Below are 22043 nucleotides of genomic sequence, written 5' to 3'. Positions count from 1 at the left end.
TGTAATTTTCGGATCTGCACGGCGGGAAACGGGTATGTAATATGATAAATGTGCAAATCACACAAAATCATGTCGCGGTAGGGATACCCGTTACCGGATACCCCCCGCACAGATCCCGGCGTGCGCGATTTACGCACCGGGCTCCTGCCTCGGGTGTCTGGCGGTGAACCGCTCCACAGGCCATGGATGAAGAACCCGAACCCTTGGTAGCCATGCGGCTGCCAGTTTGTTTGCTGGGTAAGCGGATTAAATGGTTGATCTTACCTTTGCATGAGAGTGAGACAGACCGGCATCTCATCGGATTATCTGGTTGATGCTTCACCTACTGCTGGTGCATGTTTCCTTCGCTAATTCCAGCAAGAACCCCACACGCCTCAACTTCCCGGTCATCGTTGCAACTCGCTCTCAGTGAAACGAGTTGTTTCTCAAGCGCTTGCAGAGCGGTTATCTGCGACCGCACATGAGAGATGTGATCATCGAGCAAGGCGTTGACGGCGGTACAAGGCTGATGAGGGTCGTCCTGATAGCTCTGTAGTTCGTGAATCTCAGCCAGTGACAGGCCCAGGATTCTGCAGCGACGGATGAAGGCCAGCCCCTCACCATGCTTCTCGGTATAGACACGGTAACCGTTGTCCTGCCGATCAGGCGGCGGCAACAAGCCCTGCTGTTCATAGAAGCGGATCGTCTGTGTTTCGACCCCTACCAACTGCGCCAACTGACCAATGCGCATCAGCCTCCTCCCCAACGGATTCTTTACTCTATTGACCTTATAGTAGCTTTATAGTTTAAAATGGTACCACAACATTGTTCAAGTGGAGTCGTATCATGAGCAAATCCTGTGGTGGCGCCTGTGGCGGTGATGCAACGTCCGCAGCGGATACCGATATACAGGCCTCCTCCGAGGCGCCAGGGAGATGGGTCAGTGTTTATGCCGTGCCGAAGATGGACTGTCCATCAGAAGAACGAATGATTCGCCTAGCCCTGAACGGCTTTGAGGAGATTCGGGCGCTGTCCTTCGACTTGTCGAACCGCCGGCTGAAGGTCGTGCATGACGGCGAGGTCGAGCCCGTCACCTCGAAACTGAAGACCTTGGGGCTAGGCGCCTCGCTTCAGGAAACCGTCGCTGCAAATCCGGAGACCATCAAGGCCGCCGAGTTTTCGGCAGCTTCTGCTAAGCAAGAATCCGGGACCCTGCGCTGGTTGCTCGGCATCAATGCACTTCTGTTCGTGGTGGAAATGACTGCCGGTCTGATCGCCCGGTCCACCGGCCTGATTGGAGAATCCCTGGACAATTTTGCCGATGCGGCGGTGTACGGGCTTGCCCTTTATGCGGTTGGACATAGCGTGAAAATGCAGGTACGTGCCGCGCATCTTGCTGGTGTACTGCAACTGATCTTGGCTGTGGGCGTGCTCGTAGAGGTGGTGAGACGCTTTGTATTCGGTAGTGAGCCTGAATCGCTGGTGATGATGGCTATCGCATTCGTCGCATTGATTGCCAATACCAGTTGTCTGCTGCTCATATCCAAACATCGGGAAGGCGGGGCGCACATGAAGGCAAGCTGGATATTCTCGGCCAACGACGTGGTGATCAACCTGGGGGTCATCACCGCCGGCGCCCTGGTCGCGTGGACCGGTTCCAATTATCCGGATCTGATTATCGGCACCATCGCGGGGGGCATTGTACTTAACGGTGCCAGACGCATTTTGGCGTTGAAGGGTTAAATAATGCTCATTATTGGCAAAAAGCTCTCGCCGTATGCCCTATTGTCCATATCGGGCCTGCTGGCAGCGTCTGATCAGGCTGTAAAGTGGCTGGTGCAGCAATCAATGGCCTATGGCGAGTATGTTTCGGTGACCCCGTTCTTTAACTGGGTGCACCTATGGAACACCGGTGCCGCATTCAGTCTTTTTGCGAATGGTGGAGGCTGGCAGCGCTACTTTTTTATCGGAATCGCGGTAGTGGTCTCGATTTTTCTGATCAAGCTGATCCTTGAAAATCGTCATAAAGGAGAAGCCATCGCTTACAGTCTTATCCTCGGTGGCGCCATGGGCAACCTGATTGACCGGGTCTTTCGCGGCTATGTTGTGGATTCCTTTGATTTCTATTGGCGAGACTGGCATTGGCCGGCCTTCAACCTGGCTGATATTGCAATTGTCCTCGGTGCCTTACTTTTCGTTTCCAGCAGCTTGTTGGGTAAAAAAGCAAACACCAATGCCGAGTCGGATGGATCTGACTGACACCTACGCCTATACAACACCATGACCGAACTTCCCGACAACATCCTTCACCTGCCGCAATACCAAGTACTGGGCTGCAAATCAACCGACGACGAAATGCACTTCCAGGTGGACGTGCCCGATCCCATCGCCTGCGAGGAATGCGGCGTGCAGGGTGAGTTCGTACGGTTCGGCAAGCGTGACGTTCCCTATCGTGATCTGCCCATCCACGGCAAGCGGGTCACTCTCTGGGTGGTCCGCCGCCGATACACCTGCCGGGCCTGCAAGACAACATTCAGGCCCCAGCTACCGGAGATGGTGGACGGATTCCGTATGACACTGCGGCTGCATGAGTACGTGGAGAAGGAATCCTTCAACCACCCCTACACCTTTGTGGCGGCACAGACCGGCCTGGACGAGAAGACGGTGCGCGACATCTTCAACGCCCGCGCCGAGTTCCTGGGGCGCTGGCACCGCTTCGAGACGCCCCGCATCCTGGGCATTGACGAGCTATACCTGAACAAGCGCTACCGCTGCATTCTGACCAACATTGAGGAGCGAACCCTGCTCGACCTGCTGGCCACCCGCCGCCAGGACGTGGTGACCAACTACCTGATGAAGCTGAAAGACCGGCAGAAGGTCGAGATCGTCAGCATGGACATGTGGAACCCCTACCGGGCAGCGGTCAAGGCTGTGCTGCCCCAGGCCCGTATCGTGGTCGATAAGTTCCATGTGGTGCGCATGGCCAACGATGCCCTAGAGAGAGTGCGCAAGGGCCTCAGAAAGGAGCTGAAACCGTCCCAGAGCCGGACTCTCAAGGGAGACCGGAAAATCCTGCTGAAACGCGCTCACGAAGTCTCAGACCGGGAGCGCCTCATCATGGAGACCTGGACAGGCGCGTTCCCGCAACTGCTGGCCGCCTACGAGCACAAGGAGCGCTTCTACGGCATCTGGGACGCCACCACACGGCTCCAGGCAGAAGCCGCCCTGGACGAGTGGATAGCCACCATCCCGAAGGGCCAAAAGGAAGTCTGGAGCGATCTGGTCAGGGCAGTGGGAAACTGGCGCGAAGAGACCATGACCTACTTCGAGACGGACATGCCCGTCACCAACGCTTACACGGAGTCCATCAACCGACTGGCCAAGGACAAGAACCGTGAAGGGCGCGGTTACTCCTTCGAGGTGATGCGGGCACGAATGCTCTACACCACGAAGCACAAGAAGAAGGCACCGACTGCGAAGGTCTCTCCTTTCTACAAGAAAACCATCGGTTACGGACTGCCGGACTTCGCAGAGGAACTCAACTACGGAGTCGATCTATCAACCATCTGAGGGTGGTATCAGATTGATGGGGTGAAGGTGCCCCATCAACCATTAAATCCGTATACCCAAAAAACAAAGCGCATAATCCCAGTGCAAAAAAAACGCCATACTGCTCCCTGATTCTTTACATTCCCGACCGCGCGGTTTGTTACCCAATATCGACGGAATATATTTAATCTGGATGCCATCGAAAAGCTATGCAAATACTTTGCCAGTGTGGGCGCTGATTTTGATGTTGAGCTGGTTGAAATGGACGACGAGCGAGATCACGCGCATCTGCTGATTAACTCCTCCCAAAGCGGCTATCAGCAAGCTAACAGCTTGAAAGGGGGTTAGCCGTCGCAAGATCAAATGACACGACCCGAATGGCATAAACCCGTGTGGAAATCAGACGCGCTCTGGCCACCGCCTTACTGCGTTGGAAGTGATGAGCAAATAATAAATTGAAGAGCCAAATCGCCTTCACTGGCGTCCTGTCGGAGGCTCCGCTTTGCATCCCGTGCTTAAAAGGAAGGGGCTTTCCGCGAACTGCCTGAGTACTGAGTATACTGAGAGGCCGTCAAAAAAATCCGAAATAATTCTAGCATAGAGTTCTTGCCGTTTCCAGAGTATCCGCACGCCCCATCAACCAGTTATAAATGCTATTGAATGCGTGGTTAAAAGGTTTTTTATTCTACTCAGATGGCCTGTTTTCATTTTTTTGTATGAGATTCGAGTGGTGTTGCCATTAAGGGTGCTGCCCCTCTGATAATAACTTAAAAATAAGTTTTTCAATTCATAAAGAAATGAGTACTTACTCACAGAAAGAAAATCAGGAGTAATTATTCTGGAGTCAGATAATACAAAAAGCGTACGGCGCATTTAATTCACTTTTCAGGAGGTTAATCGCTCTATATTTGTGGACGACCGACATGTCTTAAGGCTCTGGAATAACGTGTTGATATTTCGATGCGCAGCATTGCAGCGGAATATTACCGGATCAATAAAGCAGAAAGAGGCGTTTTAATTCTTTCCGCAGGATGATAGTAGGGTGACTGACATGTCTGATTATAATGAAAAAAGTGCGATTTCAGCACTGCTCGCAGGTCATTGTTCCGATCCATTCTCTGTGCTTGGCATGCACTCAACCGCTGCTGGTCTGGAAGTGCGCGCATTATTACCCGATGCCACCGAGGTATGGGTGATTGAGCCGAAAACCGGGCGTAAAGCTGGCAAGCTCGAATGCCTCGATTCACGCGGATTCTTTAGCGGCGTTCTGCCGCGGCGAAAAAATGCTTTTCGTTACCAGCTGGCGGTCACCTGGCACGGCCAGCAAAACCTGATTGACGACCCTTATCGCTTTGGCCCGCTGCTGCAGGAGCTTGATGCCTGGCTGCTCGCCGAAGGAACCCATCTACGGCCCTACGAAACCCTGGGCGCCCATGCCGACATCATGGACGGGGTGACCGGGACGCGCTTTTCCGTCTGGGCGCCGAACGCCCGTCGGGTGTCGGTGGTCGGTCAGTTCAACTACTGGGATGGCCGTCGCCACCCGATGCGCCTGCGCAAAGAGTCTGGCATCTGGGAGCTGTTTGTTCCCGGCGCGCACAACGGCCAGCTGTATAAGTTCGAGCTGATTGACGCCCACGGGCACCTGCGGGTGAAATCCGACCCTTATGCTTTTGAAGCGCAGATGCGCCCGGAAACCGCCTCGCTGATCTGCGGCCTGCCGGAGAAAGTTGAGCAACCGCCGGCCCGTAAGCAGGCCAACCAGTTTGATGCACCGATTTCGATTTATGAAGTCCACCTCGGCTCCTGGCGTCGTCATACCGATAACCATTTCTGGCTGAGCTACCGCGAACTGGCCGATCGGCTGGTGCCCTACGTGAAGTGGATGGGCTTCACCCATCTCGAGCTGCTGCCGGTTAACGAACATCCGTTCGACGGCAGCTGGGGCTATCAGCCCACCGGGCTGTACGCGCCGACCCGTCGCTTTGGTACCCGGGAAGATTTCCGCTACTTCCTCCACGCCGCGCACGCCGCGGGCCTGAACGTGATCCTCGACTGGGTGCCGGGCCACTTCCCGGCCGATGACTTCGCCCTGGCGTTGTTTGACGGCACCGCGCTGTATGAACACAGCGACCCGCGCGAAGGCTATCACCAGGACTGGAACACGCTGATCTATAACTACGGCCGCCGTGAAGTCAGTAACTTCCTGGTGGGTAACGCGCTGTACTGGATCGAGCGCTTCGGCATCGATGCGCTGCGGGTGGATGCGGTGGCGTCGATGATCTACCGCGACTACAGCCGCAAGCAGGGTGAGTGGGTGCCCAACAAGTACGGCGGCCGGGAAAATCTCGAAGCGATCGAGTTCCTGCGCAATACCAACCGGGTGCTGGGCGAGCAGACGCCGGGGGCAGTGACGATGGCGGAGGAGTCCACCGATTTTGCCGGTGTCTCACGCCCTGCGTCGACGGGCGGCCTCGGCTTCTGGTTCAAATGGAACCTCGGCTGGATGCACGACACCCTCGACTATATGCAACTCGACCCGGTCCATCGTCGGCATCATCACGACAAGATGACCTTCGGGATACTCTACAACTACACCGAAAACTTCGTCCTGCCGCTGTCGCATGATGAAGTGGTCCACGGTAAAAAATCGCTTCTTGACCGCATGCCCGGCGATGCCTGGCAGAAGTTCGCCAACCTGCGCGCCTACTACGGCTGGATGTTCGCCTTCCCGGGGAAAAAACTGCTGTTTATGGGCAATGAATTCGCCCAGGGACGGGAGTGGAACCACGACGCCAGCCTCGACTGGCATCTGCTGGAAGGGGACGACAACTGGCATCACGGGGTGCAGCGTCTGGTGCGCGATCTGAACCATACCTATCGTCATCATAAGGCGCTGCACGAACTGGATTTTGACCCGTACGGCTTTGAGTGGCTGGTTGTCGATGATCACGAACGGTCGGTATTTATCTTTGTCCGTCGCGATAAAGCCGGGAACGAGATAATCGTTGCCAGCAACTTCACGCCGGTGCCGCGTCACGGCTATCGCTTCGGGGTTAATCAGCCGGGGCGCTGGCGTGAAGAGCTGAACACCGACTCGATGCACTACCACGGGAGCAATACCGGCAACGGCGGCGGCGTGGCAAGCGAGGCGATCGCCAGCCACGGTCGGGAGCATTCGCTGTCGGTGACGCTGCCGCCGCTGGCGACAATCTGGCTGGTGCGGGAGTCTGCTGGTCAATAAAACACGCAGTCGATCTATTGCAGTTTACTTATTACCGGAGGTGATCACTTCTGAATTCATTTGCAGAAGAGTGAGGCTTTTTCTTCATTATTTTCTTTTATGGCTTTTATTAAATAGCAGGACATAATTATGAGTAAAATTGAATATACTGACAACGTAATGCTGTCGCGCCAGTTACCGCTTAAATCCGTGGCCCTGATCCTCGCCGGCGGGCGCGGAACCCGATTAAAAGACCTGACCACTATTCGCGCAAAACCTGCGGTGCATTTTGGCGGTAAATTCAGAATTATTGATTTTGCCTTATCAAATTGTATTAACTCAGGAATAAGACGTATTGGGGTTATTACACAATATCAGTCGCATTCACTGGTGCAGCATATTCAACGCGGTTGGGCATTCTTTAACGAAGAAATGAATGAGTTCGTGGATTTATTACCGGCACAGCAGCGGGTGCATGGGGAGAACTGGTATCGGGGGACGGCGGATGCTGTGACCCAGAACCTGGATATTATCCGCCGCTATGATGCGGAATATGTCGTTATTCTGGCCGGGGACCATATCTATAAACAAGATTATTCGCGGATGCTGCTTGATCACGTTGAAAAAGGGGCGCGCTGCACCGTGGCCTGCATGCCGGTCCCGGTTGAAGAGGCAAACGCGTTTGGCGTCATGGCCGTGGATGAGAATGACAAAATCATTGAATTTGTTGAAAAACCGGCTAATCCACCCACCATGCCTGGCGATGAAACCCGCTCGCTTGCCAGTATGGGCATTTATGTGTTTGATGCGGAATATCTCTACCAGCTGCTGGCAGAAGACGATCGGGATGAAGGCTCCAGCCATGATTTTGGCAAAGATATTATTCCCAAAATAACGGCGGCAGGTGAAGCGTATGCGCATCCGTTCCCGCGCTCCTGCGTACAGTCCGATAATAATGCCGAGCCATACTGGCGCGATGTCGGGACACTGGAGGCGTACTGGAAAGCGAATCTGGATTTAGCCTCTGTGGTACCTGAACTGGATGTTTATGATCGTAACTGGCCTATCCGGACTTATGTCGAGTCGCTACCCAGCGCTAAATTTGTTCAGGACCGTTCCGGCAGTCATGGCATGACCATGAATTCTCTGGTCTCCGGCGGCTGTATTATTTCCGGCTCGGTGGTGGTGCAGTCGGTTTTATTCTCCAAAGTTCGCATTAACTCGTTTTGTAATATTGATTCGTCGGTTTTATTACCGGGCGTCTGGGTCGGTCGCTCCTGCCGGATAAGACGCTGCGTGATCGACAGGGGATGTGTTATTCCGGAGGGAATGGTGATTGGCGAAAATGCCGTTGAGGATGCGCAGCGTTTTTATCGTTCGGAAGAGGGGATCATCCTCGTTACCCAGGAAATGCTGAACCGACTTGAACTATGAAGCCGTTGGCGGAAATAAAAGCTGCCGCAGCTGTGATTGCCGTCATTGGCATCGCGTCGCCTTCATGCCTGAATAATTAAGGAGCATCCATGCGAGTTTTACATGTAGGAGCGGAGATGTTCCCTCTGTTGAAAACGGGGGGGCTGGCTGATGTGACCGGTGCTCTCCCGGCGGCGCAAATAGCCGAGGGCGTGGATACCCGCGTGCTGCTGCCGGGGTTTCCCGCGATCCGCGACGGAGTCGGGGAACCGCAGGTGGTGGCCAGCAGGGAGACCTTCGCCGGGCCGATGACACTGTTGTTTGGCGACTTTAACGGCGTGGGCATCTATCTGATTGATGCCCCGCATCTCTATGACCGGCCGGGTAATCCTTATCATGACCCGCAGATGCAGGATTATCCCGATAACGTCCTGCGTTTCGCGCTGTTGAGTTGGGTCGCGGCCGAGCTTGCTGGCGGTCTGGATCCGTTCTGGCGGCCTGAAATCGTCCACGCCCATGACTGGCATGCGGGCCTCACGCCGGCTTATCTGGCCGCCCGCGGCAACCCCGCCAGGTCAGTGTTTACGGTGCACAACATTGCCTATCAGGGCTTGTTCCTCGCCCGGCATATGGCGGAGATCGCTTTACCGTGGTCATTCTTCCAGATGCATGGGGTGGAGTTTAAAGGACAGATCTCCTTCCTTAAGGCGGGCCTCTATTTCGCTGACCATATCACCACCGTCAGCCCGACGTATGCCCGTGAAATTACCGAACCGCAGTACGCGTTCGGTCTGGAAGAGTTGCTGCGGCAACGTCAGCGGGAAGGGCGACTGTCGGGGATCCTTAACGGCGTCGACGAAAGCATCTGGGATCCGCGCCGCGATCCGCTGCTGGCTGCGCCTTACGACCGGAACTCGCTGGCTGAGAAAGCGAAGAACAAGCAGCAGCTGCAGACGACGCTGGGGCTGAAGGAGGACGGCCGGGCGCTGTTGTTCACCGTCGTGAGCCGGCTCACCAGCCAGAAGGGGCTGGATCTGCTCCTTGGCGCACTGCCGGGAATCATTGCGCAGGGAGGGCAGCTGGCGCTACTGGGATCCGGCGACCCGGATTTGCAGGCCCGTTTTCTTGCCGCTGCGGCGCAATACTCCGGGCAGGTGAGTATCCGGATCGGTTACGACGAGGCGCTGTCGCATCAGATGATTGGCGGCGCCGACGTCATCCTGGTGCCCAGCCGTTTTGAACCCTGCGGTCTGACCCAGCTCTATGGCCTTCGCTACGGCACATTGCCGCTGGTTCGTCGCACCGGCGGACTGGCGGATACCGTCGCCGACTGTTCGCTCGAAAACCTTGCTGACGGGATCGCGAGCGGATTTGTGTTTACCGACAGCGAGACTGAATCACTATTACATGCCATCCACCGGGCCTTTGTCCTGTGGTCCCGTCCATCGCTGTGGCGGTACGTGCAACGTCAGGCAATGAGCATGGATTTTAGCTGGCAAATTGCCGCTAAGTCTTTCCACCAGTTGTATCAGCGTATTATTTAATTGCTACGGATAAGAAAAATGGAACCACGCTTAAGTTATATTTCACCCAGTCTGAATGAAGAAGCGCTACAGCATGCTATCGCTTATAAGCTCATGTTTATTCTTGGTAAAGATCCCTCACTTGCCAATAAGCATGAATGGCTCAACGCCACGCTGTTCGCCGTTCGCGATCGGCTGGTAGAACGTTGGCTGCGGGCGCATCGGGCGCGGATCTCGCAGCAGGCCCGGCAGGTTTATTATCTGTCGATGGAGTTTCTCATCGGCCGAACCCTCTCTAATGCCTTACTGTCGCTGGGCATCTATGAGGATGTGAAAACGGCTCTGGCAGGGATGGGGCTGGATCTGGAAGAGCTGATTGATGAGGAGAACGATCCGGGGCTGGGCAACGGCGGTCTCGGTCGTCTGGCGGCCTGTTTTCTCGATTCCCTGGCCACACTGGGGCTGCCAGGCCGCGGCTATGGTATCCGCTACGACTACGGTATGTTCAAGCAAAACATCATCGACGGCCGGCAGATGGAGTCACCGGACTACTGGCTGGAGTACGGTAACCCGTGGGAATTCGAGCGCCATAAAACCCGCTATACCGTGCGCTTTGGCGGACGTGTTCAACATGAGGGCAAAAACTCACGCTGGCTGGAAACCGAAGAAATTATTGCCGTGGCCTACGATCAGATTATCCCGGGTTATGACACCGATGCCACCAACACCCTGCGTTTGTGGAGTGCCCAGGCCAGCAGTGAAATTAATCTCGGTAAATTTAACCAGGGGGACTATTTCGCCGCCGTGGAGGATAAGAACCACTCTGAGAACGTTTCCCGCGTGCTTTACCCGGACGACTCGACCTATTCCGGGCGTGAACTGCGCCTGCGTCAGGAGTATTTCCTTGTTTCGGCGACGGTACAGGACATCCTCACCCGTCATTACCAGCTGTATCAAACCTATGACAACCTGGCGGATAAAATTGCTATCCACCTCAATGACACCCATCCGGTGCTGTCGATCCCGGAGCTGATGCGTCTGCTGATTGACGAACACCGCTTCAGCTGGGATGACGCGTTTGAGGTGACCTGTCGGGTCTTCTCCTACACCAACCATACCCTGATGAGCGAAGCGCTGGAGACCTGGCCGGTCGATATGCTGGGGAAAATCCTGCCGCGCCATTTGCAGATTATCTTCGAGATTAATGACTATTTTCTGAAAACGATGCAGGAGCACTATCCCGATGATATGGCGTTGCTGAGCCGGACCTCGATTATTGATGAGTCCAATGGTCGCCGCGTGCGGATGGCCTGGCTGGCGGTAGTGGTCAGTCACAAGGTTAACGGCGTGTCGGAACTGCACTCCCGGCTGATGGTGGAGTCGCTGTTTGCCGATTTCGCCAAAATCTTTCCGCGACGCTTCACCAACGTCACCAACGGTGTCACGCCGCGCCGCTGGCTGGCGGCCGCTAATCCGTCCCTTTCCGGGGTTCTGGACCGTTATATTGGCCAGACCTGGCGCACAGATTTAAGTCAGCTGAGTGAACTGGGGGAATATCAGGATTATCCGCTGGTTAACCAGGCCGTCAGCGAAGCCAAACTGGCGAATAAACAGCGGCTGGCCGATTATATTGCCCGCCAGCTGGGGGTGGTGGTTAATCCGAAGGCGCTGTTTGATGTGCAAATTAAGCGCATTCACGAATACAAACGCCAGCTGATGAATGTGCTGCACGTGATCACCCGCTATAACCGTATCAAGGCTGACCCGCAGGCCGACTGGGTGCCGCGAGTGGTGATTTTCGCCGGCAAAGCCGCATCCGCTTACCACACGGCAAAACAGATAATCCATCTGATTAACGATGTAGCCAAAGTCATCAACAGCGATCCGCAGATCGGCGACAAGTTAAAGGTGGTGTTCATTCCCAACTACAGCGTCAGTCTGGCGCAGACCATCATTCCGGCCGCGGATCTTTCTGAGCAGATTTCGCTGGCAGGGACCGAAGCCTCCGGGACCAGTAACATGAAATTCGCCCTCAACGGCGCGCTGACCATTGGCACGCTGGACGGCGCCAACGTTGAAATGCTGGAGCACGTGGGGGAGGAGAATATCTTTATCTTCGGTAATACCGCCGAACAGGTTGAGGCGCTGCGCAGCAACGGCTACCAGCCGCATGATTACTACGACCATGATGAAGAGTTGCGCCAGGCGCTGACCCAGATGGGGACCGGGGTGTTCAGCCCACAGGAGCCGGACCGCTATCGCGGTCTGCTGGATTCGCTGATTAACTTTGGCGACCACTATCAGGTTCTGGCCGATTACCGCAGCTATGTTGACTGTCAGGACAGGGTGGATGCGCTCTACCGAACCCCGGAAGAGTGGACCGCCAAAACAATGCACAACATTACCAACATGGGCTATTTCTCATCGGACCGTACGGTGCGGGAGTATGCGCAAAAGATCTGGTATATCGACAAAACGCAGCTCTAGGCCACATTCACGCCCCCGGGAGCGCCGGGGGAAAGGGGGCACCATCGGTGAGCGACCCAGCAGGAACACATTAATAAGCCTGACGGATATGACAGGAGAGAAAAATGACGGACAGTAAACGCGCAGGGGAGCCTGCGCAACAAAGTGATTTGATTAACGTCGCTCAGCTGACCGCGCAGTACTACGTACTGAAGCCGGAAGCGGGCAACGCGGAGCATGCGGTGAAGTTTGGCACCTCTGGCCATCGTGGCAGCGCAGGGCGCCATAACTTCAATGAGCAGCATATTCTGGCGATCGCTCAGGCGATTGCGGAAGACCGCGCGAAGAACGGGATTACCGGTCCCTGCTACGTAGGTAAAGATACCCACGCGCTCTCCGAACCGGCCTTTATTTCGGTTCTGGAAGTGCTGGCAGCCAACGGCGTTGATGTTATCGTGCAGGAAAACAACGGTTTTACCCCGACGCCGGCCATTTCCAATGCCATCCTGGTGCACAACAAAAAAGGCGGTCCGCTGGCGGACGGCATCGTGATTACGCCGTCGCATAACCCGCCGGAAGATGGCGGTATCAAGTACAACCCGCCGAACGGCGGCCCGGCGGATACCAACGTCACCAAAGTGGTCGAGAATCGCGCTAACGAACTGCTGGCCTCGGGTCTGCAGGGCGTCAGGCGCCTCTCCCTCGACGCGGCACTGGCATCCGGTCATGTCAAAGAGCAGGATCTGGTGCAGCCGTTTATTGAAGGACTGGCGGATATCGTCGATATGGCGGCGATTCAGAAAGCCGGCCTCAGGCTCGGGGTCGATCCGCTGGGCGGGTCCGGTATCGAATACTGGAAGCGTATCGCCGGGCACTACAAGCTCGATCTGACCATCGTCAACGATCACGTCGATCAAACCTTCCGCTTTATGCACCTTGATAAAGACGGCGCCATTCGCATGGACTGCTCTTCGGAGTGCGCGATGGCAGGGCTGCTGGCGCTGCGCGATAAGTTCGATCTGGCTTTCGCTAACGATCCGGATTATGACCGTCACGGCATCGTCACGCCGGCAGGTCTGATGAACCCGAACCACTATCTGGCGGTGGCGATTAACTACCTGTTCCGGCATCGTCCGCAGTGGGGCCAGGATGTCGCCGTCGGTAAGACGCTGGTCTCCTCGGCGATGATCGATCGCGTGGTGAACGACCTCGGCCGTAAGCTGGTGGAAGTGCCGGTGGGCTTTAAATGGTTTGTTGACGGTCTGTTCGACGGCAGCTTCGGCTTCGGCGGCGAAGAGAGCGCGGGCGCCTCGTTCCTGCGTTTTGACGGAACCCCGTGGTCGACCGACAAAGACGGGATCATCATGTGCCTGCTGGCGGCAGAAATCACCGCCGTCACCGGTAAAAACCCGCAGGAGCACTACGACGAGCTGGCCGCCCGCTTCGGCGCGCCAAGCTATAACCGTCTGCAGGCTTCGGCCACTTCCGCACAGAAAGCGGCGCTGTCGAAGCTGTCGCCGGAAATGGTCAGCGCCAGCCAGCTGGCCGGCGACCCGATCACCGCACGTCTGACCGCCGCGCCGGGCAACGGCGCATCGATTGGTGGTCTGAAAGTGATGACCGACAACGGCTGGTTCGCCGCACGTCCGTCAGGTACGGAAGACGCTTACAAGATCTACTGCGAGAGCTTCCTCGGTGAAGCACATCGTAAGCAGATCGAGAAAGAAGCGGTGGAAATCGTAAATAGCGTGCTAGCAGCGCACCATTAGAGCAACTGACGTACTCCGGGGAGCCGGGGTACGTCACAGTTAACCGGCGATGAAATTCACTTCTACGCCGACACCAGTCCAGGCGTCACTTTGTCAGAACGTAAGGAACGGTACGATTCGCAAAAGGTTATTGCTGCGGGGACTCTATGAATATCTATGTTGTTACCAATAATAATTTCATGCTTGAAGGTCTGAAATGTATGTTTAGCGACAACAGCCTCTCCGTCAACAGGGTTTTATTTTCCCGGATCACCGAAATTGCTTTCAGCAACAGCGATGTGGTGATTGTGGAGTCAGAGCTGAAAACCTGCGATGCCGGGCGTCTCAAACACCTGCACATTTCACCAGTCAATATCATCTTTTTATTAAAACCGCGGTCAGGAATGAGGGGGGCAGATCGCGAAGCGGTATTCATTGATACCGAATTAACAGGTAATGAATATCTCATGATAAGGCAGGTTTTTAAAAAAATGCGGATTCATCTGAAGAGGGAAAAGTTGGCGTTTACCAAAAGAGAAGCGCATATCATCCATCTGATTTTAAATGGCTACTCGCTGGTGGAAATTTCCCGCCGCCTGCTAATCTCCATAAAAACGGTTCAGTCTTATGTCAATATTATTTTGCATAAACTGAATGCCACAAAAATAAGTGAAATATACCGTTGCAAAAGCCTCATCATTGACAGCTTTGTCAGGAAAAATTTGCATCTTCAATGAGATATGGATTTTTCCTGATACACTATCCATCGATAAACGACAAAGAAAAAGGCAATGTCAGCGGCGACATTGCCTCGCTAATATTATAAGGTTTCGTTTTGCACCACACCACTGCGTGGGCCTGTATTACGTCCATTGCTCAGGAAGACCACGCCAAACAGCAGAATCACCGAGACGATGGCGGAGAACAGATAGAATACAAAATGGTAGCCAAACGCATCAAACAACATCCCCACCGGGATCGATAACAACACGATACCCAGCGAGCTGGCGATCTGGAATCCCACGAGGAAGATGGTGGAAGATAAGCGAGAATCAAAGTTGGACACGCTGTATTTGAATACCGAGATCACAAACAGCGGTACTTCAATCGCATGAAATAGCTTAATCAGCGAGATGATGTAAGGGCTTTCTGAGGTTGCTGACACCAGAATGCGACAGATCATGATCATGCCTCCTGCAATCAGCGCTTTTTTCGCTCCCACCTTGTTTACAAAGAAGGGGATGACGGCCATTCCGATGGCTTCCAGCAAGAATAACTACCATAGTGCCTGCTACAGCGGCTAAGAAAAAAGTGGTGAAGAATGCGCATCCGACTACCAGTAACAATCCAATCAGTTCAAATATCATATTCATGATTGCGCTCCAGGTGAGATAACTGCGAACAGACTGATGCTGGCTGTATTATTTAACATATTTCCAAACGCCTGCAGGTATTTTATCATAAAACTTCCCCATTGCCATTTCCGCCAGCCGGTGATCAACCGCGGCATTGAAATGCTCAAGCTCATCATCTGACAGAGAATATTTATTTTTTTCTATTATCCTTTCCAGGGTTTCCTTTGATGTACAGCGCCGTAGTCGAAAAATCCATTCCTGTTTCGTCATTGGTTTTTTATATCCTGAGGTGTCCCGGTAATATCATTCTGGAAGATGCATTTCTTTCAGCCGGTTATGAGTGAACCATTTTGCATATATGATGTAACCCACAAAAGTTAAGAGTGCGGACAGGCTATATATCCGGAGAACAGGTACCACGTGATGAAAACGTATCATCTGACCGGATTCATCTGCCAGACTCATTAATGCATTGCTGTATGGTTCAGTCTGAAAGAACTCGTAGTAAGGTACCATCACAACGTGAAGAAAAAATAAATTAAGCAGATACGTCAGAGAGAACGCGTGCTCCTGCCCGTTATAGGGCGCATACTGCGCGAAGGCGAACATCCATCCTGTGAAAAGCAGAAAACACATCGTGAAATACACCACCACCCATATCGCTGTTTTCATCACTGCCCCTCAGTTATATAATTTTTCTGTAACGCAAATTTCTTCAGGCGTTATGGCCCGTGCCGTTCTGCTTCAGATAATCACTGATGCTCAGGCCGGACAAGCGAATTTTATCCGAAATCTCCCTGAACTGCTCCTCCCAGCCGTCCTGCAGCTCCCTGATTGCCGCGATCTGGAAAGCAACACTGAAAGGCGTTCTGCCCAGTTTCTCGGAAAGCCAGAACAGATGCCTGCCAATCTCTTCGTCCGGTACCGAATCGAGCGCATCACTCAGTAAGGTTTTTTCGTCTTCCTGCCAGGGATGACCGGCTCGCGGAAAACGCGGATCAGGCTGGCGGTCTTTTTTCTCCCTTTTTTCCCGTCTGGCAACGGCCGGCGCTTCGCCTTTTTTCAAGCCGACGCGCGCTTTCATGGCGCCGATGGCAGCGACGGCCAGTACCAGCGTTTCACGCTCCTTGCGCGTGAGCAGGCTGTCCTCGCAAATCAGGGTGTTCAGGTTATCGATCAGCTTATTCAGCCCGGGTTCAGTGACTTTCATTTTATGCTCCTGTTCCTTGTGTGGTGGCGATCAGTCCCGGCTCTCATTCACCTGGACGGTGACCGGCAGGCCTGCATCAAAACAGGCCTGATACCAGCTGGCCACCTGCAGGGGATCGCCCTCTTTTATCCGGCGTATGCCGCCGGCATCCGTCAGCTGCAGGCAGGTGGTACCGTCCAGACGGATCACGTAGGCCGCTTCCCTGATGGTGTAATGGCCGTCATCCAGCTGCAGCTCCACCGCGTCACCGGCAGCCGTCTGGCGTAACGGCAGACGCCGGACGTCTGTCAGTCGTTTTCGTGCCGTTTCAGCCTCGCGTTCTGCCTGGAAGAGCGGTTCTGCAATGCAGCGACCGTCCTGCGTCAGCTCGACGGCCAGCTGCAGGTTCGGGGCGCGCAGGGTGCGCAGCCAGCCCGCGGCTTCCATGCGCCGGCAGGAGGCGCGCAGGTTCGGCCCGTACACCGGGGCGTCCCCGCCCTGCTCCAGCACCCGCTCGATATCCCGCGTCGCCACCGGGCCCGGCCGTTTCGCATCGAGGGCGGCCAGCACAATCAGCACCCGCCGCTGCAGCGGCGATGGTCGGCGCGCCTGAGTCATTGCTTGTCCGCCTCCGGCCAGATGAGTTTTCTGAGGCGCAGGTGATCGGCGTCTATGAGCTCTTGCCTCTTTATGGCATTCACTGAGGCATAGCCATTTATGGCCAGTTCATACCAATAGCTCAGCACGGCACCGGCCTTGGCTGACTCGCTGATGTAAATCGCGCCCTGGCTGTCCAGATTGCACTCACGGATACGCTCTTCCGCTATCCGGGTCAGCTGCTCATAGCTGAGTGAAAAATTCACTTCTTTCTCATCCATCCTGCACGCTCCGTCTGATAATGTCCGGTTAGGTAAAAAATCATACCTCGAATGATTTATATCGCATTGAGCAAACATCATATCAGATATTATATTGTGATTTATGATAAATATCACATTAAGAATGACTTTATGTGTTTAGGACGATTATCATATCAATGGCAGGTTTCCCGCCGTGCAGATCCGAAAAGATGCTAAGTCGGATCTCCATACTACTGCAGTGTTGTTTTGGCTAAAATTCGGGAGATGGAAGCGGGGGAGTAAGCTGATATAATGATGTAAGAACTAATCTTACATAAGAAGCGGAGGGGTTATGGCCCGTACGATGACGGTGGACGTGGGTGATGAGCTGCGTGAATTTATCGATTCCCTGGTTAAGGCCGGTGATTACCGTACCCAGAGCGAGGTCATGCGTGACGCGCTGCGTCTACTGCGCGAGAAGCAGGCTGAATCACGCCTTCAGGAACTCCGCGATCTGCTGGCCGAAGGAATCAGCAGCGGCGAGGCGAAACCATGGAACAAGGATGCATTCCTGAAGAATGTCAGGGCCAGGGTGGCAAATGAAAGAGATTGAGCTGACACCAAAAGCAGAAGAGGATCTGGAGGCCATCTGGGACTACAGCTTCAGAGAGTTCGGGGTTGTTCAGGCGGATGCATACATCGGCCGTATAGCTGCAGTGTTTGATGTGCTGGCCATGCATGATATCGGCACGCATCGTGCAGAGCTGGGAGACGATATCTGCACACTGCCGGTGGAACAGCACATGATCTATTTTGTATCATCACATTCTATGGTTACGGTCATTCGTATTCTCAGCCAGTCTCAGGATACGGCGCGGCATGAACCCTGGAGATGACTGGGGAACAGGATTCTCAAACAACATAAGTTAATTGTAAGGTCGGCATGACCAAAAAAGACATTGTGTATGGACTCTTTCATTATTATTCATTTCGCTTATAAAAAAAACGCTCCCGGACGGGAGCGTAAGCCAGTGACTTCGGCGTCAAATCAGGGTCTGACAAGTGGAGCTGCGGGTTAATTCTGGGTGATCTGGCTGCGATGCTTTTCCGCCTGTTGCTGATGAATAACGGAAGACTGGCCATTATTCGCCTTCTCATGCACAACAGCGGCTTTCTCATGCTCGCTCATTTCGGAAAATGGCTTAGCAGTTTCTTGGGTGTTCTCAGGTTTGGCTTTCATCATTTTTTTATGCATTTCAGCCATGTCCTGATGGGCGGCAGAATTGCCGTTTTGCATCATTTCATGGGACATTGCGGCCTGATCGTGACCGCTCATATCCATCATTTTCATGCTCTCCCCCTGAACTGCACTTTTTTCAGCGGATGATTGCATCTGATGGGCAGGCGCCTGGGCATTATTTACCTGGTCATGCATGTTCATTGTCTCTGCAGCCCAGGCAGATGAAGCGACAGCCATCATGGCAATAAAGGATACAAGGATCTTTTTCATGGTTGGGTCTCCGGTGTTTTCATACCCGAACAATCAATGCTTATAACAGAGAAAGCATTTGATCTCAGGGCTGGTTGATCATCACGCCAGGAACCGGGCGATTGAATTATCACGCTGTCCTGATTTATGGCTGATTATAAAAAACCGCCTCTGTTTATCGCGTGACTGAACGATGACATTTTTGTCACCTTCCGGGTTTCTCCTGAATAACGGTATTAATCCATTAACAGACGCACACTGAACACAATTTCCCGCCCCTGCTGTTCTGCTGACAGCTCGCCGCCGTGAGCATGAATGATCGACCTTGTAATTGATAATCCCAGCCCCGCGCCTTCCGTGTTGTAGAACCTTGATGAGTCTGCGCGATAGAACCGGTCAAACAAACGTTCCAGATTAGCGGGAACCTGGCCGGACATCGTATTCGTAATCATCACGTTCACACAGTCACTGTCACGCTCAAGGTGTATCGCTGTACAGGTGTTATCGGGAGAATACTTGATTGCATTGGAAAGCAGGTTACTGAAAGCACGTCGGAGCATATCGCTGTCTCCGGCAACAACGCCCTCTCCTTCAACCGTGATTGTCTTTCCTGTTTCGTCTGCCAGGGGCTCGAACAACTCACGTAATTCATTCAGTTCGGCTGCCAGATCCACATCATGTTTATCCAGCCGCAGCAGACCATGCTCTGAACGTGCCAGAAAAAGCATGTCACTGGTCATTCGTGACAACCTTTTCAGTTCTTCCAGGTTAGCGAATAAAATTTCGCGGTAATGCGAAACATCCCTTTCCTTAGCCAGTGCAAACTGCGTCTGCATCATCAGATTACTGACTGGTGTGCGCAGCTCATGCGCGATGTCAGACGAGAAATCTGACAGTTTCCGGAATGCCCCCTCCAGGCGATCAAACATATTATTGAACTCCTGCATGGTCTCAGAGATTTCCGGCGGAGCCAGATCGGGATTTAGACGCTGATCCAGGCTGTGTACGGTCATGGAGGAAGCCAGACTGGTCATTTCCCGTAGCGGTTTCAGACCAATACGTGTGGTCAGCCAGCCCAGAAAAACAGAAATAAAGACCAGACCGATATTGAACCAGAACAGCCAGGTACTGAGTTTGTCCATAAACAGGGTGTGATACCCAGTATCCGTGGCAACCGTAATGATGACATGTTTGCTTTTACCCTGTTCCGGCGTCACGGCAACCCGCCGCGAGATACTGCGGTACACGGTGTTATTTTCTTCCGTCTGGATCATATAGTCGAGAATATCACCCGACTTATTAAGCAGGACCGCTGGAACAACAGAATTTTTGGCATAGAGTTCAACAATTTTTTCATTTTCCATGTTTTTTATAGAAATGAATAAGCCATTGTGCCCCACCATCGCATCGTTTATTTTTTCTGATAATGACTTAATATCCGTTTTGTTCCTGAACGTCTCTGTTTTAAGAAACTCTTCGGTGAGCTGAAGTTTACCTGTCAGAAAATCGCGGTCCTGATTATCGAAATAGCCATTCAGGGTGCTAATCAGGATAAAACTTGATAACCACCATACCGTAAGCATCACCGCAGAAAAAATCAGGCTCAGGCGTGTGGTCAGGGAAATTTTGAACCTCACTCTTCTCTGATCTCCAGGACATATCCGGCACCGCGAACGGTATGGATCAGTTTTGGCTCAAAGTCATCATCAATTTTACTTCTCAGACGTCTCACGGCGACATCAATCACATTCGTATCACTGTCAAAATTCATGTTCCAGACCAGGGACGAGATAAGACTCCTGGGTAACACTTCTCCGGTGCGTTGCAGCAGCAACTCAAGCAGAACGTATTCTTTACCGGTGAGATGGATCTTCTTCCCCGAACGGATCACGGTCCGGCGCACCATATCAACGGTCATATCGGCGATGGTGCAGACTGTTGCGGCCTGCGAGCGTGCCCGGCGCAGTAGGGTTCTTACACGTGCAACCAGCTCCGTAAAATCAAAGGGCTTAATCAGGTAGTCATCTGCGCCAAGCTCCAGTCCTTTCACTTTGTCCCGCACGTTGTCCTTTGCGGTTAAAAACAGGACCGGTTCTTTGTGCCCGGACTCCCTCAGTGCGCTGATGATTTGCCACCCGTCGAGGAAAGGCAGCATCACGTCCAGTATTATCAAATCATACTGTCCCTTCGACGCGGCCCCGAGACCATCGCGGCCATTATTAAAGAGATCGGCCTGATAGCCTTCCTCAACCAGTCCCTGCTGCAGGTAACGACCTGTTTTTTGTTCGTCTTCAACGATTAAAATACGCTGCATGGTCAACTCGCTGATATGAAAGTAAAAATCTCACGCATGAGCTTTGGCTGTCCCCTAGCTGATCTGAGACGGAGCAAGCATTCCAAGCCACGCTACGGCGCCCAGAATGATAATCGCAACAACGAATTCTGTCAGGATGCTGTTTCGCATCAGGGCAACGCTGCGATCATAATTCCCTTCCCTGACCATAACTTCAAGCCGGGGACCCAGGTGAAACCGGTTTGCTGCAGCCAGAAGAAGCATCAGAACAAACAGAGCCGTCTTGGCAAGCAATATCCTCCCCCAGGAACTGTTGAATAAGGGAGTTAAGTTACCCTCAGCAATATACAGATAGTTGACCAGCGCACTCAGGATCAGGGCTACAACAATCACCGTTCCTGCCGTGGCAAATTTTGCCAGGGAGTCAGATATCACAATGACGCTCTGTGCATTATGCTCGTTTCTGCGCATCAGCAGGATAGCAAATGCAACCAGAGCACCTGTCCAGGCACCTGCAGCGCCGAGATGGGTCAGATCGCTCAGTAAATGGAGATAGTAATGCAGACCGTCATGCATAACGGCGTGTCCTCCCCAGGCAAGTGTAGCCAGCGCCACGCCCCCACTCATCGTCATCAGCAGGCAGGACAATACTCTCTTATTAGTGTAAAGGAACAAAGCACCGAGTGTGGTAAACAGGGCACAGAGCCTGACAATCCAGCTAATACCCACATCAGTTTCTTCTATCACCATCTCGATAACATGGATGGATAATTCTCTGAGGTCAGTTACTCCACTCATGGCATTAGATACCAGGAGCATATTAATGCCAGTAAGAATGATGCCTGTAACAACAGCAAAGGTTATAAACGACCTGAAATTAGTCAGGTTATAGGTTTCATGTCTGACACCGCTTATTCCATATATCTGAAAAAATGGCAATCCAAATATTACCATCAAATCCAGATAAAGAAGAAAAC

At 53.3% G+C, this 22043-nt stretch carries 21 protein-coding genes and 3 pseudogenes; 12 read left to right on the top strand and 12 right to left on the bottom strand.

Annotated features, from left to right (window positions below):
* Positions 1-129: 129 nt before the first annotated feature.
* Positions 130-234, bottom strand: a pseudogene (locus tag HV213_RS31430) (reverse transcriptase/maturase); the annotation flags it as partial.
* Positions 235-322: 88 nt separating this feature from the next.
* On the bottom strand, positions 323-730 hold the full coding sequence (gene cadR, locus HV213_RS31425) for a Cd(II)/Pb(II)-responsive transcriptional regulator (RefSeq protein ID WP_004364961.1): 408 nt from the start codon (positions 728-730) through the stop codon (positions 323-325).
* Positions 731-825: 95 nt separating this feature from the next.
* Here cadR and HV213_RS31420 point away from each other — a divergent pair, with 95 nt between their 5' ends.
* The 10 genes and pseudogenes from HV213_RS31420 to HV213_RS31375 all read left to right on the top strand — a co-directional run bounded on the left by HV213_RS31420 (position 826) and on the right by HV213_RS31375 (position 14638).
* Positions 826-1722, top strand: a complete 897-nt coding sequence (locus tag HV213_RS31420) for a cation efflux transmembrane domain-containing protein (protein ID WP_004364974.1) — start codon at positions 826-828, stop codon at positions 1720-1722.
* Between the two features lie 3 nt (positions 1723-1725).
* The gene (gene lspA / locus HV213_RS31415; RefSeq protein ID WP_003821921.1) at positions 1726-2238 is read left to right on the top strand and encodes a signal peptidase II; all 513 of its coding nucleotides are present in this window, start codon (positions 1726-1728) and stop codon (positions 2236-2238) included.
* Positions 2239-2259: 21 nt separating this feature from the next.
* Positions 2260-3549, top strand: a complete 1290-nt coding sequence (locus tag HV213_RS31410; protein WP_004574636.1) for an ISL3-like element ISPpu12 family transposase — start codon at positions 2260-2262, stop codon at positions 3547-3549.
* A gap of 135 nt (positions 3550-3684) precedes the next feature.
* Positions 3685-3987: pseudogene (tnpA, locus tag HV213_RS33840) on the top strand (IS200/IS605 family transposase); the annotation flags it as partial.
* 592 nt (positions 3988-4579) lie between these two features.
* A complete protein-coding gene (gene glgB / locus HV213_RS31400) occupies positions 4580-6772 on the top strand; it encodes a 1,4-alpha-glucan branching enzyme (protein ID WP_181486553.1) in 2193 nt (730 codons plus the stop codon).
* A gap of 129 nt (positions 6773-6901) precedes the next feature.
* Positions 6902-8185, top strand: a complete 1284-nt coding sequence (glgC, locus tag HV213_RS31395; protein ID WP_032690514.1) for a glucose-1-phosphate adenylyltransferase — start codon at positions 6902-6904, stop codon at positions 8183-8185.
* Between the two features lie 89 nt (positions 8186-8274).
* Entirely contained in the window at positions 8275-9708 is a 1434-nt protein-coding gene (glgA, locus tag HV213_RS31390) for a glycogen synthase GlgA (protein ID WP_004197677.1), read from the top strand.
* Positions 9709-9726: 18 nt separating this feature from the next.
* A complete protein-coding gene (glgP, locus tag HV213_RS31385; protein ID WP_032690516.1) occupies positions 9727-12174 on the top strand; it encodes a glycogen phosphorylase in 2448 nt (815 codons plus the stop codon).
* Between the two features lie 104 nt (positions 12175-12278).
* Positions 12279-13922: a phosphoglucomutase (alpha-D-glucose-1,6-bisphosphate-dependent) gene (gene pgm, locus HV213_RS31380; protein ID WP_032743938.1), complete on the top strand. Its 1644-nt coding sequence runs from the start codon at positions 12279-12281 to the stop codon at positions 13920-13922.
* Positions 13923-14068: 146 nt separating this feature from the next.
* Complete coding sequence (locus tag HV213_RS31375; RefSeq protein ID WP_032743937.1) at positions 14069-14638, top strand: helix-turn-helix domain-containing protein; 570 nt, start codon at positions 14069-14071, stop codon at positions 14636-14638.
* An 83-nt stretch (positions 14639-14721) separates the two neighbouring features.
* On the opposite strand, the pseudogene HV213_RS31370 reads toward HV213_RS31375, so the two are convergent.
* From HV213_RS31370 to HV213_RS31345, 6 genes and pseudogenes are all read right to left on the bottom strand, one after another.
* A pseudogene (locus HV213_RS31370) lies at positions 14722-15171 on the bottom strand (MFS transporter); the annotation flags it as partial.
* A gap of 151 nt (positions 15172-15322) precedes the next feature.
* Positions 15323-15526, bottom strand: coding sequence for an HHA domain-containing protein (locus HV213_RS31365; RefSeq protein WP_049077905.1), 204 nt, complete (start codon positions 15524-15526; stop codon positions 15323-15325).
* A gap of 33 nt (positions 15527-15559) precedes the next feature.
* On the bottom strand, positions 15560-15928 hold the full coding sequence (locus HV213_RS31360; RefSeq protein WP_049077904.1) for a hypothetical protein: 369 nt from the start codon (positions 15926-15928) through the stop codon (positions 15560-15562).
* A gap of 43 nt (positions 15929-15971) precedes the next feature.
* Positions 15972-16466 (bottom strand): DNA-binding protein, encoded by a 495-nt coding sequence (locus HV213_RS31355; protein WP_135721020.1) that lies wholly within the window; start codon positions 16464-16466, stop codon positions 15972-15974.
* 30 nt (positions 16467-16496) lie between these two features.
* Positions 16497-17063, bottom strand: coding sequence for a hypothetical protein (locus HV213_RS31350; RefSeq protein ID WP_029497543.1), 567 nt, complete (start codon positions 17061-17063; stop codon positions 16497-16499).
* Positions 17060-17323 carry a hypothetical protein gene (locus HV213_RS31345; protein ID WP_004118691.1) on the bottom strand — a complete coding sequence of 88 codons (264 nt, stop codon included), beginning with the start codon at positions 17321-17323 and terminating at the stop codon, positions 17060-17062. Before HV213_RS31345 ends, HV213_RS31350 begins: the two co-directional genes overlap by 4 nt.
* A gap of 313 nt (positions 17324-17636) precedes the next feature.
* Here HV213_RS31345 and HV213_RS31340 point away from each other — a divergent pair, with 313 nt between their 5' ends.
* The gene (locus HV213_RS31340) at positions 17637-17897 is read left to right on the top strand and encodes a type II toxin-antitoxin system ParD family antitoxin (protein WP_017146633.1); all 261 of its coding nucleotides are present in this window, start codon (positions 17637-17639) and stop codon (positions 17895-17897) included.
* A complete protein-coding gene (locus tag HV213_RS31335) occupies positions 17884-18180 on the top strand; it encodes a type II toxin-antitoxin system RelE/ParE family toxin (protein ID WP_017146632.1) in 297 nt (98 codons plus the stop codon). Before HV213_RS31340 ends, HV213_RS31335 begins: the two co-directional genes overlap by 14 nt.
* A 179-nt stretch (positions 18181-18359) precedes the next feature.
* Here HV213_RS31335 and HV213_RS31330 read toward each other — a convergent pair whose 3' ends face one another.
* From HV213_RS31330 to pcoD, 4 genes are all read right to left on the bottom strand, one after another.
* Positions 18360-18794 (bottom strand): hypothetical protein, encoded by a 435-nt coding sequence (locus HV213_RS31330; RefSeq protein WP_004118347.1) that lies wholly within the window; start codon positions 18792-18794, stop codon positions 18360-18362.
* Positions 18795-19009: 215 nt separating this feature from the next.
* On the bottom strand, positions 19010-20410 hold the full coding sequence (pcoS, locus tag HV213_RS31325; protein WP_002436614.1) for a copper resistance membrane spanning protein PcoS: 1401 nt from the start codon (positions 20408-20410) through the stop codon (positions 19010-19012).
* The gene (gene pcoR / locus HV213_RS31320) at positions 20407-21087 is read right to left on the bottom strand and encodes a copper response regulator transcription factor PcoR (RefSeq protein WP_181486552.1); all 681 of its coding nucleotides are present in this window, start codon (positions 21085-21087) and stop codon (positions 20407-20409) included. The genes pcoS and pcoR overlap by 4 nt, the downstream gene beginning before the upstream one ends.
* Positions 21088-21141: 54 nt before the next feature.
* Complete coding sequence (pcoD, locus tag HV213_RS31315; RefSeq protein WP_080821469.1) at positions 21142-22020, bottom strand: copper resistance inner membrane protein PcoD; 879 nt, start codon at positions 22018-22020, stop codon at positions 21142-21144.
* Positions 22021-22043: the final 23 nt, after the last annotated feature.

Origin of the sequence: Klebsiella sp. RHBSTW-00484 (assembly GCF_013705725.1) — a bacterium.
Classification (GTDB): domain Bacteria; phylum Pseudomonadota; class Gammaproteobacteria; order Enterobacterales; family Enterobacteriaceae; genus Klebsiella.
This window is presented reverse-complemented; position numbering and strand designations above follow the sequence as displayed.